Below are 19,066 nucleotides of genomic sequence, written 5' to 3' on the forward strand. Positions count from 1 at the left end.
CTTTATACCCTTGTAGACGTTAAAATTCTTTCTAAGGACCTTTGGAGCTGCCGACTAGGGCGACCGGCGTCACCCGGCTGAGGCTGTGTAAAAATGTTTTAGATCATACTCCTGAGCGGGATCACTCGAAAAGTTGTGCCCCTAGGAAAATTTCAGGTCTGCTGAGCAGCTGATCGTCAGTAGATTTCGCGTAGGAACGCATGCATCAACAGTGGCTGCGTGATTCATACAGCTTGGAGCCAATGCAGGCGTTCACGGAGCATCTACGAACTCAAAGGGCGCCTCCTGCGGGTTGTCAGGGTGAATATAAGCTAAATGTTCCAGCTAACAAAATTGTGATCAGTGACTGGCACCTCCTAAAATACCGCCTAAGCTATTAAATTACCTTAAGGAAATCATTGTTGTGGAATGACCTTCGTTATTCTTGATTCAATGTGGGAGTAAGAAGATGTTAATTTCAAACAATAAAGGTTGCGAAACTTTTAGTCATGTTTGGCGCTATCCAGCGATAAGGGTGTCGGTAAGAAAGAGCTTTTTAAGTATATGAGGTGTGAGGCTGAACAATAATGAACAAAAATTATGTTGGCCAGTTCGTTGGTGTTGTACCCCCTAGTGCATTTGCAACGCAGGGATACCCGAAGCAGTTGCTGTTGATGTTTGATAGTCTTGCGTTAGACTGGGGAGCAGCGGGGATGAGCTTGGAAGATAGAAAAATAATTAAAGACGCCACGACCGACATAAATTGGCTTTTGAAATCCGAGATGCTTACTTTATTGTCTGGGCTTCAGGCAAGTAACGAGCTAAGGCCAAGCGCGGAAGCAATTCAGCATGCGAGAAATACTCTCGGAGTCAGCCAAGTCACGCATGAGAGGTTCAATGCTTATTTGTTGAGAAAAAAGGGGATTGATGCCGTACCAATAATGAGTCCATTTGAAGACCTTGACATCGACTCAGAAGCTGATAGGGATGCAGTTATTCGTCTTACAATAAGATCCTTTCCAGTGCCGACAGATGTAACTCCATGGGAAGCTATCGCAGATTTTAGAAGTGACAAAGACGCAAGGGACAAATTTTGGTCTCTGAAACAGTGGATAAACAAAGTAGGTAAGAATGGCTTAAAAAATTATGAGGTGACGGATGAGCTAAAAAATTTATTGAATGAATATAATCAAAGCATGAGCCTTCATAAGCTAAAAAATGAAATGGGTGTTTTTGAAGTGTTAGTAACTACTACGGTTTCCGTGGCTGAGGATTTGGTTAGGTTTAAATGGTCTAATATTGCTAAGTCTGTATTTCAGGTCCATAAGCAAGGTGTAAAGCTCCTTGAGGATGAGCGAGGTTTACCGGGAAGAGACGTTGCCTACATTGCTAGGGCGATAGAAAGGTTCAAATGAAACCATATTTTGGTGAGGGGGTAGGAAAGTGGAACGTGCCTATATAATTATGTCGGATGGTGAGGATTTCGACTTCCCGCGCTCAGTTTGTATGTCTGATTTGTTTCCAGAAAACTATTGTCCAGCTGTCTCCTCGAATCAAACGGTTGTCAACATAAAACTTTTTGGTGGGGAGGCGAGATTCATCTTCGGAGAGGCTGAGGTCGAATGTTATTTTGATTTCTATGAGCAAGATGAAGAGCTATTTGAAGACACAGGTTTTGAGGGCCAGGATGATTATGTTCGCGGTCTACTCAATTATGTCGCAAAAAGGATTGGTGAGGCTTGTGGCAGGGAGGCGGAGTGGAATGGTACTTAGTATGCTGTGAATCGGTCCAGCTTTTTCGGACGTTTCTATCCGACCGGTTCTGGCCGATTTCTGCCGGCCACGAGGGGCAGAAAACCACCCCAAGCGGACTGCCAACAGTCCTCAAACGCGGCAACGAATCGTTGCCGCACTCTCCACGAATTGTCATTCCTGCATGCCCGTTGGCACTACTCACTTGTGGAGGGGTGTCATACAACACTGGCTAACAGTTCTGACTGATCAAGCGTGGCGAAGTGAAAACTGCCATCGATGCGCCTGAATAGTGATAGATGTCGAGGGATAAGCATTACGGAACATTGTATCGATGTTGGATTCAGGAACACCGTAAAGGCGTCATAGACATATCTACCAGGCGATCGCTGATAGATGTGCACGTCCAATTTGCAGGTGGCGATCTGAATGGCGTCGCAGTAGGATTTTTCCAAGCTCACTGTGCAGGGTTGTCCACGTTCTGGCCTTGCTGTTGCCAGGCAGCGAGAAAAGCGTTGAATAGTAGGCATTCGAGCTGACCGGGGCGGAATGAAATAAACGATTATGTCATCTACAACAGCATCGGCCACTTGGTGAGGTCGCATGCTTAACTAAGGCGTTACCCACTAACCTCGCAGAGAGATCTTCACAATTTTCAAGCAGACTTCTGCAGGTCCAGCTAACCTCGAAGTTAGACTGTAGTCGGCAATCCTTTCCGATTAGCCTATTTAGGAGTCAGTTATGGGGACAGCTCGAATCAAGCCATTTTTTCTTACTACAATGCTCCTCTTTCTTCTGGCACCGTCCAGCACATGGGGATTTCAAATCAGCCCATGCTTACGCATTTTGACCTATAAACCCGGAGAACTCGGGCAGGTTCCGATCAATCTGTATAACCAATGCGCTTTATTCCCCCAGAAAACGGGTTTGGCCGTCCATGAGCATCTTACCAATTTTGCCATTGATGAATATCGAGGACACGGTTTTATTAGGACCGCTCAGGTTCTATCAGCGACTCATTCAATCGCAAAACAAAAAAATGAATATAGAAGAACGCAAAATGACTGGTATATAAGAAACCCTGAAAGACTTCACAGCACCTCCGATCTAATTTATGGCTCTTGGTGGAATGATGACCCGCTTATGTTGTTGTGGGGGGAAGGGGGTGATCTATATACGGGGAGTAAAGCGTTTGCCAAGTTTTTCGATGGGCCTACCCAGTCGCATTACCCAGGCGGCGTCGAATATTGTAAAGTCCCTCGAGCCCAAAGCCTTGGGTGGAATACACACTTTGGTGCACTCCAGCATCTGCACTTCATGTCGGAAGCTGTTAAAGCAGATACGACAACTGATCGTATAGACGATACTCTTGGAAAATCACTTGAGTGGATTGAATATGCGTATAAGGTTGCGACACTTAAAATCGCATTTGACGCCAAGCTCACCTCAGAAGATCTTGCAAAACTACGCCTGCCATCCATAGTTGCCAACCTTTGCCTTAAAGATGATAGATATGTAACTGTTCGCACACTATTTTCACGAGTCGATTTTCAAGATGAACGACGAAAAAAAATGGTCCCTGATGTCGCACTTGGAAGTATTTTTCACGTGTTGCAAGACTCGTTTTCTCCAGCCCACACCTGCCGAGTTGAAGAGGCGGTTAACGGAAAACAATATGCAACATTAATCGAGGTATATAACTACAATGATCAAGTTAAAGAAAAAAATGGAAAAGAGAATCACACCAAACTAGATCTTTACCCTCAGTGGCTATTGGATTATTCCCGCACAGGCGTTCACAAATACGAGAATGATCCGGTCAGTGTCGGTGCTTGGCTTCTGGATGCTGTTGATACGGGAAAGGAATGGCCGGAGGTGAGAGATCACCTTCTCAATACCGCCTTCAAGAAAGCCAGCAGCCAACGTCTTGAAGGGGTTAGTTGTATTGGTACATGAGCCCATGGGTCTGTTGCGTCTGTTGTCGCAACACAAATATCCGCTGGCTCCGGTTCGGAATTCCCAGGACCGACCACAACAGATTAGTGTCCGACCAGTGTTAGGGAGAATGGGACCAAGCCGATACGTTTGGTGAGCAGGCGCGTTTTGCCTAGGGTTTGTACGAAAAGTCGCCGAGCGGCGATCAGGCAAGGCGAAAACAGGCAAGGAACGGTCTGAGTCGCGCTCGATTTTACGGGTTATAAATGAGCATTCCGAGCCTGTTTTCAACGCAGCATAATCGTCGCGCAGGCACTTTTCGTACAAAGCCTAAAGTCGGTGTGCTGACAAATTCCCGATCCGGTTGAGCTACGCTCCATCGAAGATCAGCGCGCCTCGTCGTAGTGCAGTGGGACGCCCTCCTCATACCAGTCATATTGTGGAGTGTCGTTATGAAGGTATCGACTGTTGCTTGGGTTTTGGTGTGCGCTTCCCCTGTGTTACCAGCATTTGCCATGGCCGACGAGGATCAGGTGGCCTTGCGGGTGGCTAGCGTGACCTGGCCTGCGAATTACACGGGAGCGGCGGCCCCGTTACCCGACCCGCGCCTGGCACAGGTCGGCAAGGTCTATTTGCCTGTGCTGATACCCAAGTCGTTTCTCGTCGAGAAAGACCTGCAACTCGTAGCACAGCCGACCAGCTACACCTTCTCGAGCAGCAGCAATGGTGCCGAGCTGGTATTCAGCGGCACTCGGATAGTTACCGATCTTCCAGGGAAGCCCCCGATTTCCGCAGAGCAACCCGACGTTGCGACGCAAGTCACCCTGGCAGAACAAAACGCTCTGGCTACCACTGTGCGTGCAGGCGCTACTTATCTGGCCAGTGTGGAATGTCGTTCGCAGGCTGACACGCGCTGCGCGGACGGTCGCTTCGTCACATCACTTGTCGACAGTGCCGTGTTTCTAGGGGGCGCCAAGGGAGAACCCCAGGCGCAGTCTGGGGCCGCGGCGCCTTTACCGCCGGCCAAGCCTTTCGATCCGAACTTCACCTACAGACCTGCAGGCGAGCTTGTGTCTGGCAGTGGCCAGGGCGTTGCATCGATGCTCAACCGTGCGCCCGGGATGCGGTTCCCTATCGAGCGCCCCCCGGCTTATCTCAATTCGCAGGTCTGGGGGGTGGGGGGCTCACACGGCGCCAAGGGTTCATGGCGAGATGGGGCAAACTACACGTACCCTTGGCGAGACACGTTCTGCGAGTCGCGTTCTCGGGCGACGCCCATTTGCCCTGCAGGTAAGGGGCATCAAGGTGTCGATATACGTCCTGTGGACTGGGCCAGGGGCAAATACTGGGTCGTGGCAGCCGAAGATGGCGTGATCTCGGATATCGGTACTTACACCGTCACGCTGCAAGCCAAGGGCACCCGCTATCGCTATCTGCACATGCAGATGTCCAAGCTGGCGGTGAAGGTTGGCCAGGCTGTCAATCGAGGTGATCATCTGGGCCTAGTGTCCAATGATTTTGGCGACACTTCGACCACGGTGCATCTGCATTTCGAAATGCTGCAGAACTTGTCGGGCAAGGGGTGGGTGCATGTCCCACCTTACCAGTCGTTGGTTGTCGCTTATGAAAAGGGGAACTGACCATGGATTGCCGCCCCAGCGCCCCTGCTGCGGCACTGTGCGCGATACCCCTGTCGCTGGTGCTGGGCATGGTGCAGGCCGCTGAGCGTACCGAGACCAGCGACAAGCAGATACTGGCCATGCGTAAGGTGCAGCCACAGAGCTATGTCGATCTTGCCCGCCTCTGGAAGGGCGGTTTACCCATCCCCGTCTGCTGGGAGGCGGATGTCGCCCCGTTTGCCGAGCAGAAGCAATGGGTCGAGGACATCATCAGGCAACGCCTGGAAAACCCGACAGCTGTTCGCTTCAAGGGTTTTGCAGTGCAGGCTAAACGCTGGCCGACGTGCAGTGCAGCGGCGCTGGGCATCCGCATTTCTGCCACCGAAGGGCGGCCGCGTAGCGATGTGGGCAAGCAATGGAGCCCTGGCCCCTTAAACCCGAAACGTCAGCAGTTTCCAACCCGTGTACAGCTGGACTTCAAGCTTGGCGGTGCATATGAAAGTTACTGTGGCGGCCAGAAACGCAAGTGCCTGGAAGTGATTGCCTTGCATGAGTTCATGCATGCCATAGGCTTTCTCCACGAACACCTTCGCGACGACGCCCCGCAGGCGTGCCGAGAGACGTTTGGCCACGAGGGTGATGACACAGGCATTCACCCAAACAAGTTCAGCGTCATCTATGACCGTGCCTCGATCATGACCTACTGCGAATCGATCTATGACCGCCCGATTCGGCTGAGTGCCGAGGACATTGCCGCAGTCAATCACTTCTATCAGACGCAATGAGGGGCCCCAATGAAGCTGCTGCGAGCGTTGGCGGTATGTCGGGCCTGCCTCTCTGCACGCCGTCTGGGTGTACTGTTGGTGATGGTAAGTTTTCTCGTGGTCAGCGCCGACAAACCAGGGCGTCGACTCTGGACAGATGCGCGCATGAACGCCATGGTCAGGGTCGAGATCTTTTCGCAGGATGCAGGCGCATCGGTCGGCAGTGGGTTCCTGGTGCAGGGGATCGATCGTGTCTATGTCCTTACATCGGCACATGTGTTTGGCAGAGAGCTGGAAGATGAGGGGGAGAAGGAGTGCGTACCCTTTTCCATCGAGATTAAGCTGTATCAGAGGGAGCGCAGCGGCGAACGGCTCGAACACGACAACTGTGCCTGGCTGTTGGGGCGTGACCTCGCCCTGGTTCCAGTGCATGAACGCTCCAATGGCTATCCCACTCTGGAGCTGCGCACACGGGAGTTCCATCAGTGGGACGACATCTACATCGCCGGTTACCCCAACGGCTACGAGCTGGACACAACCACTGCGGGCATGGTCAGGAGCGTGCACGCTGTCAATGATCTGGTAATGACCAATGCCTTGTCGTTGCCCGGCATGAGCGGCGGCCCCTACTTGTCTGAAAGTGGTTACACGGTGGGGTTGCATACGGGGGGCTTGGACTTCGTTTCGGGCGCCGCCCATTTCACTTCCCTGAAACGGGTGCGCGAGCGCCTGGAACCGTACCTTGGCCCGCTGCAGGAAGAGCCGGCGGTTACGTCCGATCCACGTTCAGTCGCAGACAGTGTTGCCGTGAATGCCGAGCTGGGACAGTTGGTGGCCTTGCGTGCGGTGTCTGATGGCGAGAAGAGGGTGCAACTGTGGCAGACCTTTTTGGGCCGATCTGCGTCATTGCAAGAAGTGCAACTCCTGACATCGTTACCAGTAGCCAGGGTCGAAGGTATAAAACCTGCTGCATTGGCAGTGTTGGAAAAAGATACCCAGCAAGACCGGCTTGCCATTGCCGGCAGCCTGGTGTCCATCAGTGTTGCCACGCAGGCAGCCTGTCTGGGCGGCTCCATGAAGCTGGTGGATGGCATTCTTGAATGCGGCGGCATCTCCAACTATCTGCCGACAAAAAATGCTGGCGCCAGTATCGAACCACAGTTGATCGTGCTGCATAGCACGCTTACCCGCAGTTTGAAGCGGACGGTGGAAACGCTGCTCGACAGTTCGATGGGGGCTTCGGTGCATTTTCTGATCGACCGCGATGGTGCAGTGGTGCAGCTTGTGCCAACCAACCGTGCAGCCAGCCATGCCGGACGTGACTCCCGATGGGGCGAGTTCAAAGGTCTCAATCGCTACTCTGTCTCGATCGACTTCATCAACTTGGGCCAGTTGGTCAAAGATGGTCAGGAAACGTTCAAGGACTACACCGGTGCTGTTGTTTCAGCGGACGATGTGCAGGCTATCGACGGCCCGTTCGAGACCACCTATTGGCAGCGGTTCACCGGTCCGCAACTGGCGATTGCTCAGGCGCTTGCTGGCGAACTCGCCAAACATTACAAGATTCAGGCTATCGCCGGGCACTGCAACGTGTTGCCCGAACGCAAGGCTGACCCCGGGCCGGCCTTCCCGATTGAGGTGTTCGGCAACACTGTGCTGGGCAAAAGCGAGCCTGACTGCGCGCCGGTTGGCAGCCGGTATTGATAAGCCTGATCAGCGGATTTCCACACTGACCCGTCCTGCAGCCATAGGGGCGGAGACCGGCAAGTTGAAACGCATCGGCGGCAGCGCCGTGTAATGCCTTGGCGTCTTCTTCGCGTTTCTTGATAGTACTGGCGAACGCGCTTTTGGTTGCGGGGCTGAACCTACTCAAGGCTTGTCGCACTTGAGCCTCCTTCGTCCATCCCGCCTGGTAAACCTGGTTGGTATCGAAGAGGTTGCCGGTGGTCGGCAAATCATTCAGCAGTCCGGCAATCTGTTTTTTTGCGCTGCAGTCGTAGGCGTCATGTAGAGCCACCACAAGGCTCCCGCCTGATCGACCGAGAGCGTGCCCGGTGGATTGAGCAACGCGCCCAACTCGGCAAGTGCAGCCTCGTCAGCCCTCGCTGCCAACGGTTGCTCATAGGTGCGATCTACCGTGGGTTTGACGTCCCCCTTCTTGATGGCTTGGCGCACCAGGGCCAGTATCGATGCGGGTGTGCAGATGTTCTGGTTGTCCAACAAGTGGACGCTGGTGCTGGCATAGATCAGGGGTGTCTGCTCACGTGCGGCATCGCTGTGTACGTTCAACGCATGGGTGGTCAGCTCGCGTACCGCATCGACGTTCTTTGCGGCGAACAAGAAGTTCTTGGTGTAGATATCCAGCCCAGAAAACGTGAGCCCGGTAGCCAGAGCCACATTGGCAACGGCATTGTTGCTGGCACCGTGTAGGGCCATCACCGACGCTGCCAGGGTGCCAACTGCGCCCACGGTATGGCGGGTGACCATCAACCAGCGCTGAGTCTGCCCTGCAGAGGTGAAGAACAGATCGCAGTTTGCGTAGATGAGGGCAAACCCGTCTTCAAGCATCTGACGGGCAAGGAAGTCGTCGGACTGCGCGTGACGAGCGGCAGATTCCGAGGTGGCAAAGCGACCGGTGACGAATGACTGCTTTTGGCCGATTCTGTTGAAAAAGTAGCTCCCCTGTCTGGCCTGCGGCAAAATCTCTGCATTGGCCAGCAGGGAAGCACGCAGCATGATGGGACAGTTATCGAGTGGGCAAGAACGGCTGTTTTACTCGTTCAACCTTGAAGAGCACATCCCCGCCAATCACCTTCTGCGCAGCATTGATCGGTGTCTCGATCTGAGCGACTTGCGCCATTACCTCGCCGATTTTTACAGCCCGATTGGGCGTCCGTCGATTGATCCTGAGCTGATGAACCGCATGCTGATCGTGGGCTATTGCTACGGCATTCGCTCAGAGCGTCGGTCGTGCGAAGAGGCCCATTTGAGCCTGGCGTATCGCCGGTTCTGCCGGTTGAGCCTAGAAGATGAAGTCCCTAACCACTCGCCGTTTTCCAAAAATCGACACGGTCGTTTTCGGGACAGCGAACTATTTCGCTGGCACTCCACGTGCGCATGGGGCTGCCCTTGCGGTGTTAATAAGTAAGATTGAGGAAAGGATTGTCAGTAGGGACAGGGCTCAGAAGAGTTTCAGCATTTTGCAACATGTAGCCATTGAGGGAAGCCTTCCGGCGAGGGCCCTGGACTGTGCAAGTCCATATGTTCTGCCCGTTTGGTCGTTTGAGATGTACGCCTAAGTGCTCAAAGTGACGTTGAGTGCGCCGCCAAGCATCGGTCTTGTCGTCCCCTGCAGATAGCTCAGGGTGCTCCGAAGCGTAGAGCTGGAAAATGCCGGGTGTGACCAGGTAGAACGTGCCGTCGACTATGTGAATCTTTGCCTTACAGTCGTTGACGAGCAGACGATGGCTTTGGATCCCCTCGCGTAGCCAGTCGACAAAGGCCAGCCCTGGTGCCTCGCGGGGTGAAGCAGTTGAGGATTTCAGTCCTTGAGCGCTCGATTCATCCTCGTGCTCAACCGTCTCTTGCAACATATCCATCAAGTCATCGAGATAGTCGAAGTCATGGTTCGGAGGTAAGGGCTCTGGCGTTTCCTTGGCCGAAGTTGCTTGTGGCCGATCCAAGGCCGACTCGATAGCTTCACCTCTCGGCACGGTATTGTCAGCAACGAGCTCAACTGTTCCTTCAAAGCATCGGGGCCGGCTTTCATCGGCCCAGATCAGGCTCGGTTGGAGACGCAAGAATGTGAAGCGATGCTGCCACCCTTCGTCTGACACGGTTGCGCTCCATACCGCTTTGCCTTCTGGCGTGGTGTCTACCAACCCGTGCGATTGCAGTTCATCGAACATGGCAATGTTGGAGGAGGGGATGCCATTTACTGCCTGGGCCAGGAGGTAAGCGCGAAGTTTGTCAGTTGCGGTCTTGCTGACTAGCCACAGATGATTTTCGGTGAGCCAGCCAGCAGCCCCGGGCTGATTGAGTTTGAACTCGTTCTTGACCAGATGGCGTAAGCCAGTCAACAGGTGATGCTGAAGCGACCGAGTGGGCGCCTGTAGTGCCTTGGTGGGATTGGCTCCGATGTTCTGTGCGGTAGATACCCGGTCAGCTTGCAGCACCAGCTCCCCCAGCGTCGCGGCGTATTCATAGTGGTTGGCCAGCAACGACAGCAGGTTGCCCCATAGAGTTGGGTAACCGCTGAGCCAGTCGAGCAGGCGCGGCGTCAGTATTTGGGTGTAGAGCAGCCCAGCGGCCGCAGCATGTAGCTGGTAGTCGCGCCCTGTCACGTAGCGGAAGCGGTAGGGCTTGTTCAGGGGGCCGTGCCACGGATGCCAGAGCTCACCATTCTGGTACTCCACCTGCAGGTCGACGGCAATCTTGCCGATGTCATGGAGCAGGGCGCCATAGGCGATGGCGGCGCTCCAGGCGTCGGTCTGCGCGGCCTGGTCTTCGGGCGCGGCGCCGCTGGGTAGCAGGTACGACTGGCGCAGTTTCAGGCTGCAGGCCATCAGCTCCAAACCGTGGTCCAGCATGCCTCCCGGATAGGCATGATGATGGCTTTCGCTGGCAGGTAGTTGCTGTACATACTTGGCGTAGCGGTGGATTGGATCTAGATAGAGCTGATCGAACTGAGGTTGGGAAAGGGCGGTGTATTGGCAGATGCGCTCGAGCAGCCGCTTCCGGTGATCGGCGGCAAGGAGCGATTCTGATGACTCAGGCAAGAAGTAACCTTCGGCGACAAGTGCTGGCGCGGGGCTAGCGGCGTTGCCTTTTTCATGTTTGAGCCACCAGCGCATCATCGCAATACCTGCTTTGTACCTGGGAGGTCCTTTTGCCTTTTCGGATAAGCCTCTTACCCTTGCAATCCCTTCCATTGGCGCCGTTATCCTTTACTGCCTTTGTCCTTTTCGCGAACGCGAAAATCCGAAGGCGGGAGCGTCGAGTTAGTCGGTCGAACGGGATGGCCGTTGCCTTTTACAGCTATTAGACTGGCCGGCATCATCTTTCGGAGCAGGGGGGCTGATGACGCTTACCGATGCAGTGTTGATCGTGTTACTGGTCGACCGGATTCATGGGACTGACGTTGCCATTCGCTCAGCTGCTAAGCGTTGCGCGAAACAGCTGCCACGTAGTCAGCGCGATATCTTGTTCAAAATTGGGAATAGCCCTGCACCTTGGCAACTTGTTGGCCACCTGTGCCAATACTTGGCAGAGTGAAAAGTCAGGCAGATCTGTTAAAGCTGGACACCCGACGAGCCGCAGAGAGGATCAAAACCTCGGCTAAAGAGCGGGTCTCAGATACTATTCCCACACTTGTTTCATACCTAGGAAGAGCCCATGTCTAAGCTTGCCGAATTCAAAGCGCTGGAAGCGCAACTGGCCGTGCAACTTCAACAACTGGATGCGATGAAAAACGATTCCGGGTTGAAGCAGGAAATCGAGTTTGAACAAAAGCTCAAGGCCTTGCTGGAAGAGTACGGCATGAACCTGCGCCAGGTGATCACCATTCTTGATCCTTCCAAGGGGGGGAGCGTAAGTGCCGCCGGCGCCTCCAGTAGCGTCCAGCGCAAGCCTCGTGAGATCAAGCGCTACAAGAACCCGCACAGCGGTGAAGTCGTGGAAACCAAAGGCGGCAATCACAAAGTCCTCAAGCAGTGGAAGCTGGAGCACGGCTCCGACATTGTCGAGAGCTGGTTACAGTAATCGGTCGTCCAGTCGCAACGGCGGATGACCGACGTTGCAGGCAAAACAAAGGCCCCTTTTGGGGCCTTTTTGCTGCTTGAGTGAAGTCATGCCGTTAGCCGTTCTATCATCTCGGTGCCTTGATCCGACTGCAGTGCTAGCAGGTACTCGGAGGCCTCCCGTGCTTGGCCGCTGGCGCGGAAGATTGCACGCTTATCCTCCTTGAGTATCTTCAGCCAAGACGCCAGGTACTCTTCGTGCCGTAACTCACCTTGGGTGCCGGTCAGCGCACAGAGGAATGCGGCGCCCATTTCCGCTACCAGCTCCTCGAAGGCGTACTCCGCGGAACCAAATGCGTGACCGCCAGTAATACCATCGCGGTTGAGACGTGAAAGGTGACCCGACCAGTGCGTCAGCTCATGAAGGGCCGTCGCGTAGTAGCTGCCGACGTCTTCGAATTGACCCTTGATGGGCAGCTGGATGAGATCCCGCACCGGCTGATAAAACGCTTGATCTCCGTAACGATGCTCGATGCGTGCCCCGCTCGCGACCAGCAATTGCTCGGCTGGGGCATGATCAATGAAGGCCGGCTGGTCGTCACACTCATCGTATATTTGCTCTTCGGCAGGCAAGTCTTCGGTCTGCTCGATGTTGAACAGGCAATGCGTTCGCAGTAGCGCGAATTGCACCATTTTGATGTTGCCCTGTTCATCACGAACGACCTGACCGTCCTCGTCATGCGCCTCCTTGCTCATCGGTTTGTACAGCACCGCGAGGGTTGATTGCTCACCCTTGCGAACATGGCCACCGGCCTTGCGTGCCTGGTTGAACGTGAGCCAGCGATCCTGGCGGAAACCACGCAGGCGTGCCTCGGCCCACAGCAGCGGAATGTTGATACCGGCGTAGGGCCGTCGGCTGATGGCGTTGATCGGGAAAGGGCAGTCAGCACTCGAGCTGGCGGTTGTCCAAGGTTTGATCCAAGGGATAACCCCTTGACTCAGGGCGCTGACGATTTTGTTGGTGACGTCCAGGTAGATATCGGACATGACGTTCTCCGGTTATGAAGGGGGAACGCTGCCCGGCCGGGAAGGGTTCCCGGTGGGGTAGAGGGGGCATTCGATGTGCTGGCGGTGTCAGATGGCGGCAATGTCTACAGCGATCTCACTGGGCAGCCGGATAAGCAGAAAAGTCGGGCCTCTGCGTGGAGTGATGCGAGCCAGCTGTAATGGAGATGAGTGAGCGACTACTGATGTGTCGTCGCTCTGCGGGTGATCGAACGGCAGATCGACTGGGAACTGCAGGACATGAGGGGCGAAAGTCAGGGCGCTGTTGAGCAGCGCTGCCAATCGCTGTGCTGAATGTCCAACAGGGGCGTTGCCTGCATCAGGGTCGATGACGTGTTGCCACGCACCAGGGCTCAGCACAACGGCAGTCGAGAAGAGTTTCATCCTGGACATCGGAGCCTCCGGGTGGTTGATCCCACGACACCTCTGGCGAGGATCTTGCGCGGGCTTTGCACTCAGCGAGACGTGGAGTGTCTGTGTATTAAAACGCGTTCGAATGTGGGGTCAATCTCCCATCCAGACCACATGCAAGCGTGTCTATCCAGTGCGTTCCAGGGAAGAATATTGGCCTCAGGTTCCAGATAAACGGCGATCTCTAATCGCTTGGAGAGTGGCGCGAAAGATGTTCCAGAAAGGCTCGGATAAGGAGCCCCTCCGGAAATTTGACTGACTCACATTGGCGTTCAAGATTTTGTCGTCGGGCCAACCTCGGCAGCTAGATACAAGTGGGTGGAAGTTGCCTCCACCACCAGCGACCCTGCTGTCCCGTAAAGACTTGCCAGTACCGGATCGTCGATGTCGAAGTACTCGACAAAATCATCGCCACCCAATTCATCTTGTGCGCGATTCCACCAAGAATCGAAGTCGTCGACGTATGGGTCGCAGCCGGCGGCGTAGACTACGTGTTGTCGGCCGCCTCCATCCGGTTTGTTCTCGCCGATCTCGGACATAAAGTAGACACCATGGTCCTTGACCAATATCAATCTACAGCCATTGATACCGGCCTCGGCCAACACAGTGTGGAGTGCAGAACCTGTGAAGCGCAGCATAATGAGATCCTCCAGAGGGTGCGGAGGAATGCCACCCGTGCGGGGGAATTCCCAGCACTGGAATGGATTGAGAAGGGTTGCATCGAAGACGCAGGCTCAGTGAGCCTGGATATTAGAAGGCGTTCATCACCGCGGGAGCGATGACCGTGCGAGCTGCCGAACGCGAATCGCATTTGGGGAGAACCATCACGAGAGTGACGTAGCCTTGAAGGTTATGACTACCTGGGGTGCTGGAAACCAGCAATTGCACAGTCGGTTTATCAAGCGGAACGACGTAGCGTCAATGGTGTTTTTAGGGGGAATGAGCTGCTTCGATCCATGCAGTCCCACTGACGATCATCAGCGCAGTCCAGGTGATCAACGGTCATGGGAATCAGCGGAAGAGGAGTAAGCTAATGCTTGGATCCAAATTATTGGTAACTCTTTGGCCGTGAGTGCAGAGAAGAAAGGGAGGCACTCAAATGACTACTCCAGCTTCTTCTACATCCAGCCGTACCCCATTCGGCAAGTCTTTAGTTCGTGCGGTAGTCCGTGCGGGTCGCCTGGTGAATCAGCTCGAAACGGGAATTTTGTACTCCCGTGTGTTGGCTGCCGTGCCCTTTAAGTATCGGCAAATCGGCTTTCAGAGTTTCAAGGTAATGTTTGTGCTTGCCGCTGCGTCTGTTGCGATTCTCTTGGCGATCGGAATGATTGCTGTATGGACCATTGCGGCTCTGCCCATTAGTGCTGATAGGCAACCTCGTATTCACGAAGTGAGCCACCCCCAACATCAACTCAAGTATCCCGAACTGTACGACGATAATGGGGCGCTCAGGTAACAGGCTATTTTAACCTCCGGGCTCCAGAAATGAGCTGAGAGGAGCCCTTCTCTGCTTGGACCTGAGCAGCTTCTGTTCCTCGAGTGAGGAGCGTTTGGACGCCACTGCCCACGTTGTACCCCGCCCAGCTCATCGCGCCGAGAAAGAACATCGGCAGTACCAAAAACATCGCGCCCATGACGTACTCGATCACTTGTGCGGTCACCGTCCCATCCATGAAGCCAGCGGTCGGCAACGACAAGAGTGCCTGGTCTGTGGCAGACACCTGGTTGTACAGCGTCTCCAGCATGCTCGAATCGATCCAGCGTGCCAGCTCCCACCAGAACGTCAGCATGTGCAGGGTAAACAGCGCGAACGTGACGGTCATCAGCGCCTTGAGCTGATAGGTGCTGATCAGCAGCACCAGCGGTAGGCTGATGATCGTGCCCATGATCAGAAAGGCCTGGACCATCGGTAGTGCGGCGCGCAATGCGTTCATCGCCGGGAAATTGCTGAACGAGCCCAGGGCCAAACCGGTGTTCGTGGCCAGGTTGTTCAGTCCTTGCGTCAGTGATCCGCCCCGGGCGCTGCTGCCGTAATCCTGGAACACCTGCCCTGGCGCCATGCTCAACGATTGCTGCCGCGGGCTAACCAATTCGCGAAGGGTGGCGTCTTCGATCTCGCCTGTGGTACGCCCGGTTAACCAGCCTCGCAGGCGCGAAATCAGCGACGGATCGACCTCGGCGACCAAACGATCACGCAGCCCGATCGTGGCATCGCTCCACCATTGTCTGCAGGTAGGGTAGCCAGCACCGTTGGCGAGTTGGGGAAGGGAGGTATCCCGGGTCTCGTCGTACGGCCAATCAATCCTGGGCGTTCGCGAGCGATCGGTGTCGTAATAACCTGGCGTGTTAAGCATGTACGTCGAGCCAATCCAGGACGCGTCGTAGCTCTGCGACTCGTCCAGTTCGGGGCGATTGGTGAACAGCCGCGAGCGCGAGAAGCCGTAACAATCCCGGGTAAAATCGGCGACTTCCTGCAGCAGCACCTGGTCGTTGATACGCGAGCTGTCGATCTCCATGCGCATCGCACGGATGTCGGGCGCACACGGAATCGATGCGGTCGCGGCGGCCGTGATGCCTTTGCTCATGGCATGCACGAGAAACCACCACACCGGCACATTCGCTGATTTTTCGCCGATGATGTTGAAGGTTGTGCCCCAGGCCGTTTCGGCGGGCTTGGCCATGGAAACGCCGCAGCGTTGGCTCGCCGTATCGTCGAAGGTCACGGAGGACAGATTCAAGGGGAAGAACGGCATGCAGCCAAATAAGATGACCACGTAACTCATCCACAGCCGGTTCTCGACGCGAGGGATCGACAGCAAACCCTTGTTGCCCTCGTCAGCGCCTTGTTGGCGAGCGGACAGCCACTCCTGGAGGATGATCGCGCCGAAGGGCGCGGCGAACAGCCCGGTGTCTGCCAGTGTGTTCCAGATGCCGTTGTTGATGATCCAGGCCAACAGCGACAGGTAGTACTCGAGGTAGCTGTTGGTGCTCATGCTCATGATTGCACCTCACACGCGAAACAGTTCGACCAGGATGATTGAGCTGAAGCCGATCAGCCCCAGGCGTTTGAGCCGTTGCTGGTCTGCAGGCGCCGGCCGCAAGCGCAATGCCGCGGTCCAGCCTGCGAGGATCAGGGCATACAGCAGGGCACGCCAGGAGGCGAGGTAGGGCGTAGCGGTGCGCGCCTGCCCGAACCAATCAAGCTGGGCACCTGTCAGCTGCAGCGCCATCCAGGCAATCAGGAGCATCAAGGCCATGGCGCTGAGGATTAGCAGCACATGGGCAAGAGTGGACTTCACAGAAAACAGCATCATGGTGTGCTCCTACCCTGGTCCGCGCGGTGCAGCCGGTCCGGCTCCGGATCGCGCTGATCGATGCTGCGGGAGGCGTCGGCACCGCCAGCGTGGCGATCGAGGACCAGGCTGGCGGTGTTGGTGGCCAGCGACTGGCGTACCTGTAGCTCCGTTTGCAGCAGGCGGATCTCACGTTCCAACGTTTCGACGTTGCCATTGAGGGCGGTGGTGGCGGGCTGCGCCGACGCGACATTGGGCTCATGACTGCCGGCCAGGAGCGTGCGCTGTAGCAGCATCGCCTTGTAAATCACGCTCGACAGCGCGGTCTCGCTGGCCAGGCGCCGGGCCAGCAGGTTCTGGTCGGGATCGTCGCGCAGGCCCTCGATGACGCCTCGTGAGACCTGCAGCAAGGGACTGGAGACTTTGCCAAGGTTCTCCGGCGTGGGTTGCTCGGTGCCCGACAACATTCGTTGCAGACCCTCGAGGTGTTCTGTGTAGGTTTCCTGGATCAGCGGCGAGAGGCCTGCCCCGGCGGTAACGCGCAAAGTCTCGCAGTCATCGCAGGTTGCCACCTCGGTTTCACCAAGCACACGGGTGGCCCATTCTGAGGCCTCCTCGGGGCTCGACCAGGCCTGGCAGATGGCGCCATTCTGGCAACCGGAACCGACGGCCGACGTATCCTCGATCGCGCGGTTGTGCAGTAGGTTGTAGCCCGCTTTAACGACGTCCGAAGTCACCCGGATGGGTTCCTGACCGTTACCACCGGCTTTCTGCCCACCGACCCAGCTGACGCCGTTGTTGCCGTTGTTCGATTCGGTGTCCTTCACCGCCATCACAGCATCACCGTCGGACTGTTCGAGGTTGTGCTGCATCTCCTGGTTCTGCGCCAGTGCGCCCCAACCGGCCTGGTCGACCTTGTCGGCCATTTTCGCCGCCATCGCCTGGCAGGTGAGCTTTGAGCGGTCAAAGTCGATGCGCCCCTGCAGCACGCCGTTGCTCAGCAGCTCATACAGACCGGGGTTGGCGCGCTGAATGATCATCGCCGGCAGGGACATCACGGCCTGTGTGGCATTCTCGATCACATTACCCATGATCTGCTGGAAGCCTTGGGTGGCGCCATTGAGCTGATTCTGCAGGGTGTTGGAGAGGTTCATGTTTCCGCACATCATGTTCGCGCGCCAGGACATGCCCACGCCAAGGCCATTGGGGCGGTAGAGCGAGGAGGGGGATCCCGTCGCCGATCCGCCGCCGATGGTGTACATCACGCGGTCATCCAGGACCTGGGCCTGGTCACCAAGGTGGTAGCCGTTTTCAGCGGCATGGCCGACGGCACTTACGAGGGCGCACACCAACCCGAGCGAGAGGGTATTCATCATTGGCCTCCATCAAAGTCGATGCTGAACAGGAAGGTCTGGCCCATCCGCTGGCAGCAGCGGTAAGGGCGCCATAGCGACCAGGCATAGGCGCCGTCGGCGCTCTGGATCGTCGGGCTGGGAAAGATGGCGCAGGTGGTCTGGATCACCGGGGCGAGCAATTGCCAGCGGTGGTTGTTGATGTTGTTCTCCATCACCGGCTGCGGCGGCCAATAGCCGGGAGATGGCATCGGTTGCAGCGGCAGGTAGACATGCGGCTGGCCGGCGCGCGTGATGAAGTCGCTGGCACGCTGGGCCATGACGGCGGATGCTTTGAAGTCGTCAGGCTGCACCAGAAATCCGTGCCGCGGATAGACACTGCCCCACATGTTCCCCAGTGCCTGACTGCCAATCTCGCGCATGCCCGGAATGAGCGCTTGTGGATAGACGGATTCGGGAACGGCCTGACGCCAGGCCAGCGGGTCGAGCGTGCTGAGGTAATAAGGCGTAAGGGGCGTCGCCCCAGTTGGACATGCATAGCCGAAGCCATGCGCAAGGGCCGTCAGCGCCGAACTGCCCGGATACCCGATACCGTCAACATTCTTGAACCGGGACAGATTATTGCGCTGCGGCGAAGGCGTGATCAGGTTGCCACCCCCTTTTGATGCCGGCGTGGGCATCGACAGTGCGGACATCTCGCCCCAGGGATTGCCGCCGGTGTCGGAATAGCTCGACACCACCAACTCGGGAATAAAGTGGCGGACCTTGGGTGAGGTCTTCACCGTGCAGCCAAACGGTGTACAGAGTAGCCAAAAGCAGATCCCGACGACCCGGTACTCCAGGCACTGCAATGAAGTGACGGAGGCGATGATGGCGGGGGTGGTCAGTGCCAAGCACTGCTCAGCCGCGACAAACAGTACAGCCGCGGTGAAGGCTCGGCTATGGCCAATCTTCCTGGACTTTGGCGATCTGAATCGGGTGGTGGCGGTCACTTTCATGGGCAGCGCTCGACATGCGGCAGCGGTGTGCGTCCGTGCGCCAACTTTCAGCATCCAGGATCCGAGCGGAGAGGGCGACGGACAAACCGAGGCCGAATTGATCGGTTTTGCCAGTCGCCGGCTTGAGGGCCGCGCGTTGTGCAAAATCACCGATGGAGAA

General features: G+C 56.0%; 18 protein-coding genes and 1 pseudogene. 10 read left to right on the top strand and 9 right to left on the bottom strand.

Going from position 1 to position 19,066, the window contains the following annotated elements; genetic code table 11:
• Positions 1–566: 566 nt before the first annotated feature.
• The 6 genes from B0D71_RS13195 (at position 567) to B0D71_RS13220 (ending at position 7,753) form a co-directional block, all read left to right on the top strand.
• The gene (locus tag B0D71_RS13195) at positions 567–1,394 is read left to right on the top strand and encodes a hypothetical protein (protein WP_103395131.1); all 828 of its coding nucleotides are present in this window, start codon (positions 567–569) and stop codon (positions 1,392–1,394) included.
• A 28-nt stretch (positions 1,395–1,422) separates the two neighbouring features.
• Entirely contained in the window at positions 1,423–1,752 is a 330-nt protein-coding gene (locus B0D71_RS13200) for a hypothetical protein (protein WP_133160933.1), read from the top strand.
• A gap of 720 nt (positions 1,753–2,472) precedes the next feature.
• Positions 2,473–3,687, top strand: a complete 1,215-nt coding sequence (locus B0D71_RS13205) for a hypothetical protein (protein WP_133160934.1) — start codon at positions 2,473–2,475, stop codon at positions 3,685–3,687.
• A gap of 431 nt (positions 3,688–4,118) precedes the next feature.
• The gene (locus B0D71_RS13210) at positions 4,119–5,306 is read left to right on the top strand and encodes a M23 family metallopeptidase (RefSeq protein ID WP_103395134.1); all 1,188 of its coding nucleotides are present in this window, start codon (positions 4,119–4,121) and stop codon (positions 5,304–5,306) included.
• Between the two features lie 2 nt (positions 5,307–5,308).
• Complete coding sequence (locus tag B0D71_RS13215; RefSeq protein ID WP_103395135.1) at positions 5,309–6,070, top strand: zinc metalloprotease; 762 nt, start codon at positions 5,309–5,311, stop codon at positions 6,068–6,070.
• A gap of 9 nt (positions 6,071–6,079) precedes the next feature.
• Positions 6,080–7,753, top strand: a complete 1,674-nt coding sequence (locus B0D71_RS13220) for an N-acetylmuramoyl-L-alanine amidase (protein ID WP_103395136.1) — start codon at positions 6,080–6,082, stop codon at positions 7,751–7,753.
• A 255-nt stretch (positions 7,754–8,008) separates the two neighbouring features.
• Here B0D71_RS13220 and B0D71_RS13225 read toward each other — a convergent pair whose 3' ends face one another.
• Positions 8,009–8,785 carry a hypothetical protein gene (locus B0D71_RS13225; protein ID WP_103395137.1) on the bottom strand — a complete coding sequence of 259 codons (777 nt, stop codon included), beginning with the start codon at positions 8,783–8,785 and terminating at the stop codon, positions 8,009–8,011.
• Here B0D71_RS13225 and B0D71_RS13230 point away from each other — a divergent pair.
• Positions 8,784–9,149, top strand: a pseudogene (locus B0D71_RS13230) (transposase); the annotation flags it as partial. The gene B0D71_RS13225 and the pseudogene B0D71_RS13230 sit on opposite strands and share 2 nt — an antisense overlap.
• Positions 9,150–9,186: 37 nt before the next feature.
• On the opposite strand, the gene mobH reads toward B0D71_RS13230, so the two are convergent.
• Positions 9,187–10,905, bottom strand: coding sequence for a MobH family relaxase (mobH, locus tag B0D71_RS13235; protein ID WP_103395266.1), 1,719 nt, complete (start codon positions 10,903–10,905; stop codon positions 9,187–9,189).
• A gap of 223 nt (positions 10,906–11,128) precedes the next feature.
• Between mobH and B0D71_RS31815 the strand changes: the two genes are divergently transcribed.
• Both B0D71_RS31815 and B0D71_RS13245 read left to right on the top strand, forming a co-directional pair.
• A complete protein-coding gene (locus B0D71_RS31815) occupies positions 11,129–11,323 on the top strand; it encodes a DUF7740 domain-containing protein (protein WP_103395138.1) in 195 nt (64 codons plus the stop codon).
• Positions 11,324–11,443: 120 nt separating this feature from the next.
• On the top strand, positions 11,444–11,809 hold the full coding sequence (locus B0D71_RS13245; protein ID WP_103395139.1) for a histone-like nucleoid-structuring protein, MvaT/MvaU family: 366 nt from the start codon (positions 11,444–11,446) through the stop codon (positions 11,807–11,809).
• Positions 11,810–11,895: 86 nt separating this feature from the next.
• Here the strand turns inward: B0D71_RS13245 and B0D71_RS13250 are convergent, their stop codons facing one another.
• The 3 genes from B0D71_RS13250 to B0D71_RS13260 form a co-directional block, all read right to left on the bottom strand.
• The gene (locus B0D71_RS13250; RefSeq protein ID WP_103395140.1) at positions 11,896–12,834 is read right to left on the bottom strand and encodes an ArdC family protein; all 939 of its coding nucleotides are present in this window, start codon (positions 12,832–12,834) and stop codon (positions 11,896–11,898) included.
• Positions 12,835–12,921: 87 nt separating this feature from the next.
• Entirely contained in the window at positions 12,922–13,245 is a 324-nt protein-coding gene (locus B0D71_RS13255) for a hypothetical protein (protein WP_223446339.1), read from the bottom strand.
• A 290-nt stretch (positions 13,246–13,535) separates the two neighbouring features.
• Complete coding sequence (locus B0D71_RS13260; protein ID WP_103395141.1) at positions 13,536–13,901, bottom strand: DUF3085 domain-containing protein; 366 nt, start codon at positions 13,899–13,901, stop codon at positions 13,536–13,538.
• A gap of 461 nt (positions 13,902–14,362) precedes the next feature.
• Here B0D71_RS13260 and B0D71_RS13265 point away from each other — a divergent pair, with 461 nt between their 5' ends.
• Entirely contained in the window at positions 14,363–14,719 is a 357-nt protein-coding gene (locus B0D71_RS13265; RefSeq protein WP_103395142.1) for a hypothetical protein, read from the top strand.
• 4 nt (positions 14,720–14,723) lie between these two features.
• On the opposite strand, the gene B0D71_RS13270 is transcribed toward B0D71_RS13265, so the two are convergent.
• Genes B0D71_RS13270 through B0D71_RS13285 form a run of 4 tightly spaced genes read right to left on the bottom strand, consistent with a single transcriptional unit; the run spans position 14,724 to position 18,906 of the window.
• Positions 14,724–16,262 (bottom strand): conjugal transfer protein TraG N-terminal domain-containing protein, encoded by a 1,539-nt coding sequence (locus tag B0D71_RS13270; protein WP_103395143.1) that lies wholly within the window; start codon positions 16,260–16,262, stop codon positions 14,724–14,726.
• 9 nt (positions 16,263–16,271) lie between these two features.
• Positions 16,272–16,577 (bottom strand): hypothetical protein, encoded by a 306-nt coding sequence (locus B0D71_RS13275; RefSeq protein WP_103395144.1) that lies wholly within the window; start codon positions 16,575–16,577, stop codon positions 16,272–16,274.
• Positions 16,574–17,929, bottom strand: a complete 1,356-nt coding sequence (locus B0D71_RS13280) for an integrating conjugative element protein (protein ID WP_103395145.1) — start codon at positions 17,927–17,929, stop codon at positions 16,574–16,576. The genes B0D71_RS13275 and B0D71_RS13280 overlap by 4 nt, the downstream gene beginning before the upstream one ends.
• Positions 17,929–18,906, bottom strand: a complete 978-nt coding sequence (locus tag B0D71_RS13285) for a TIGR03756 family integrating conjugative element protein (protein ID WP_103395146.1) — start codon at positions 18,904–18,906, stop codon at positions 17,929–17,931. Before B0D71_RS13285 ends, B0D71_RS13280 begins: the two co-directional genes overlap by 1 nt.
• Positions 18,907–19,066 lie beyond the last annotated feature (160 nt).

The organism is Pseudomonas laurylsulfativorans, assembly GCF_002906155.1.
Taxonomy (GTDB): Bacteria; Pseudomonadota; Gammaproteobacteria; order Pseudomonadales; family Pseudomonadaceae; genus Aquipseudomonas; species Aquipseudomonas laurylsulfativorans.

Coding starts and splice junctions, on each gene's coding strand:
- B0D71_RS13195 (WP_103395131.1), top strand. CDS start 567: ATGAACAAAAATTATGTTGGCCAGTTCGTTGGTGTTGTACCCCCTAGT.
- B0D71_RS13205 (WP_133160934.1), top strand. CDS start 2,473: ATGGGGACAGCTCGAATCAAGCCATTTTTTCTTACTACAATGCTCCTC.
- B0D71_RS13210 (WP_103395134.1), top strand. CDS start 4,119: ATGAAGGTATCGACTGTTGCTTGGGTTTTGGTGTGCGCTTCCCCTGTG.
- B0D71_RS13215 (WP_103395135.1), top strand. CDS start 5,309: ATGGATTGCCGCCCCAGCGCCCCTGCTGCGGCACTGTGCGCGATACCC.
- B0D71_RS13220 (WP_103395136.1), top strand. CDS start 6,080: ATGAAGCTGCTGCGAGCGTTGGCGGTATGTCGGGCCTGCCTCTCTGCA.
- B0D71_RS13225 (WP_103395137.1), bottom strand. CDS start 8,785: ATGCTGCGTGCTTCCCTGCTGGCCAATGCAGAGATTTTGCCGCAGGCC.
- mobH (WP_103395266.1), bottom strand. CDS start 10,905: ATGATGCGCTGGTGGCTCAAACATGAAAAAGGCAACGCCGCTAGCCCC.
- B0D71_RS31815 (WP_103395138.1), top strand. CDS start 11,129: ATGACGCTTACCGATGCAGTGTTGATCGTGTTACTGGTCGACCGGATT.
- B0D71_RS13245 (WP_103395139.1), top strand. CDS start 11,444: ATGTCTAAGCTTGCCGAATTCAAAGCGCTGGAAGCGCAACTGGCCGTG.
- B0D71_RS13250 (WP_103395140.1), bottom strand. CDS start 12,834: ATGTCCGATATCTACCTGGACGTCACCAACAAAATCGTCAGCGCCCTG.
- B0D71_RS13255 (WP_223446339.1), bottom strand. CDS start 13,245: ATGTCCAGGATGAAACTCTTCTCGACTGCCGTTGTGCTGAGCCCTGGT.
- B0D71_RS13260 (WP_103395141.1), bottom strand. CDS start 13,901: ATGCTGCGCTTCACAGGTTCTGCACTCCACACTGTGTTGGCCGAGGCC.
- B0D71_RS13265 (WP_103395142.1), top strand. CDS start 14,363: ATGACTACTCCAGCTTCTTCTACATCCAGCCGTACCCCATTCGGCAAG.
- B0D71_RS13270 (WP_103395143.1), bottom strand. CDS start 16,262: ATGAGCATGAGCACCAACAGCTACCTCGAGTACTACCTGTCGCTGTTG.
- B0D71_RS13275 (WP_103395144.1), bottom strand. CDS start 16,577: ATGATGCTGTTTTCTGTGAAGTCCACTCTTGCCCATGTGCTGCTAATC.
- B0D71_RS13280 (WP_103395145.1), bottom strand. CDS start 17,929: ATGAATACCCTCTCGCTCGGGTTGGTGTGCGCCCTCGTAAGTGCCGTC.
- B0D71_RS13285 (WP_103395146.1), bottom strand. CDS start 18,906: ATGAAAGTGACCGCCACCACCCGATTCAGATCGCCAAAGTCCAGGAAG.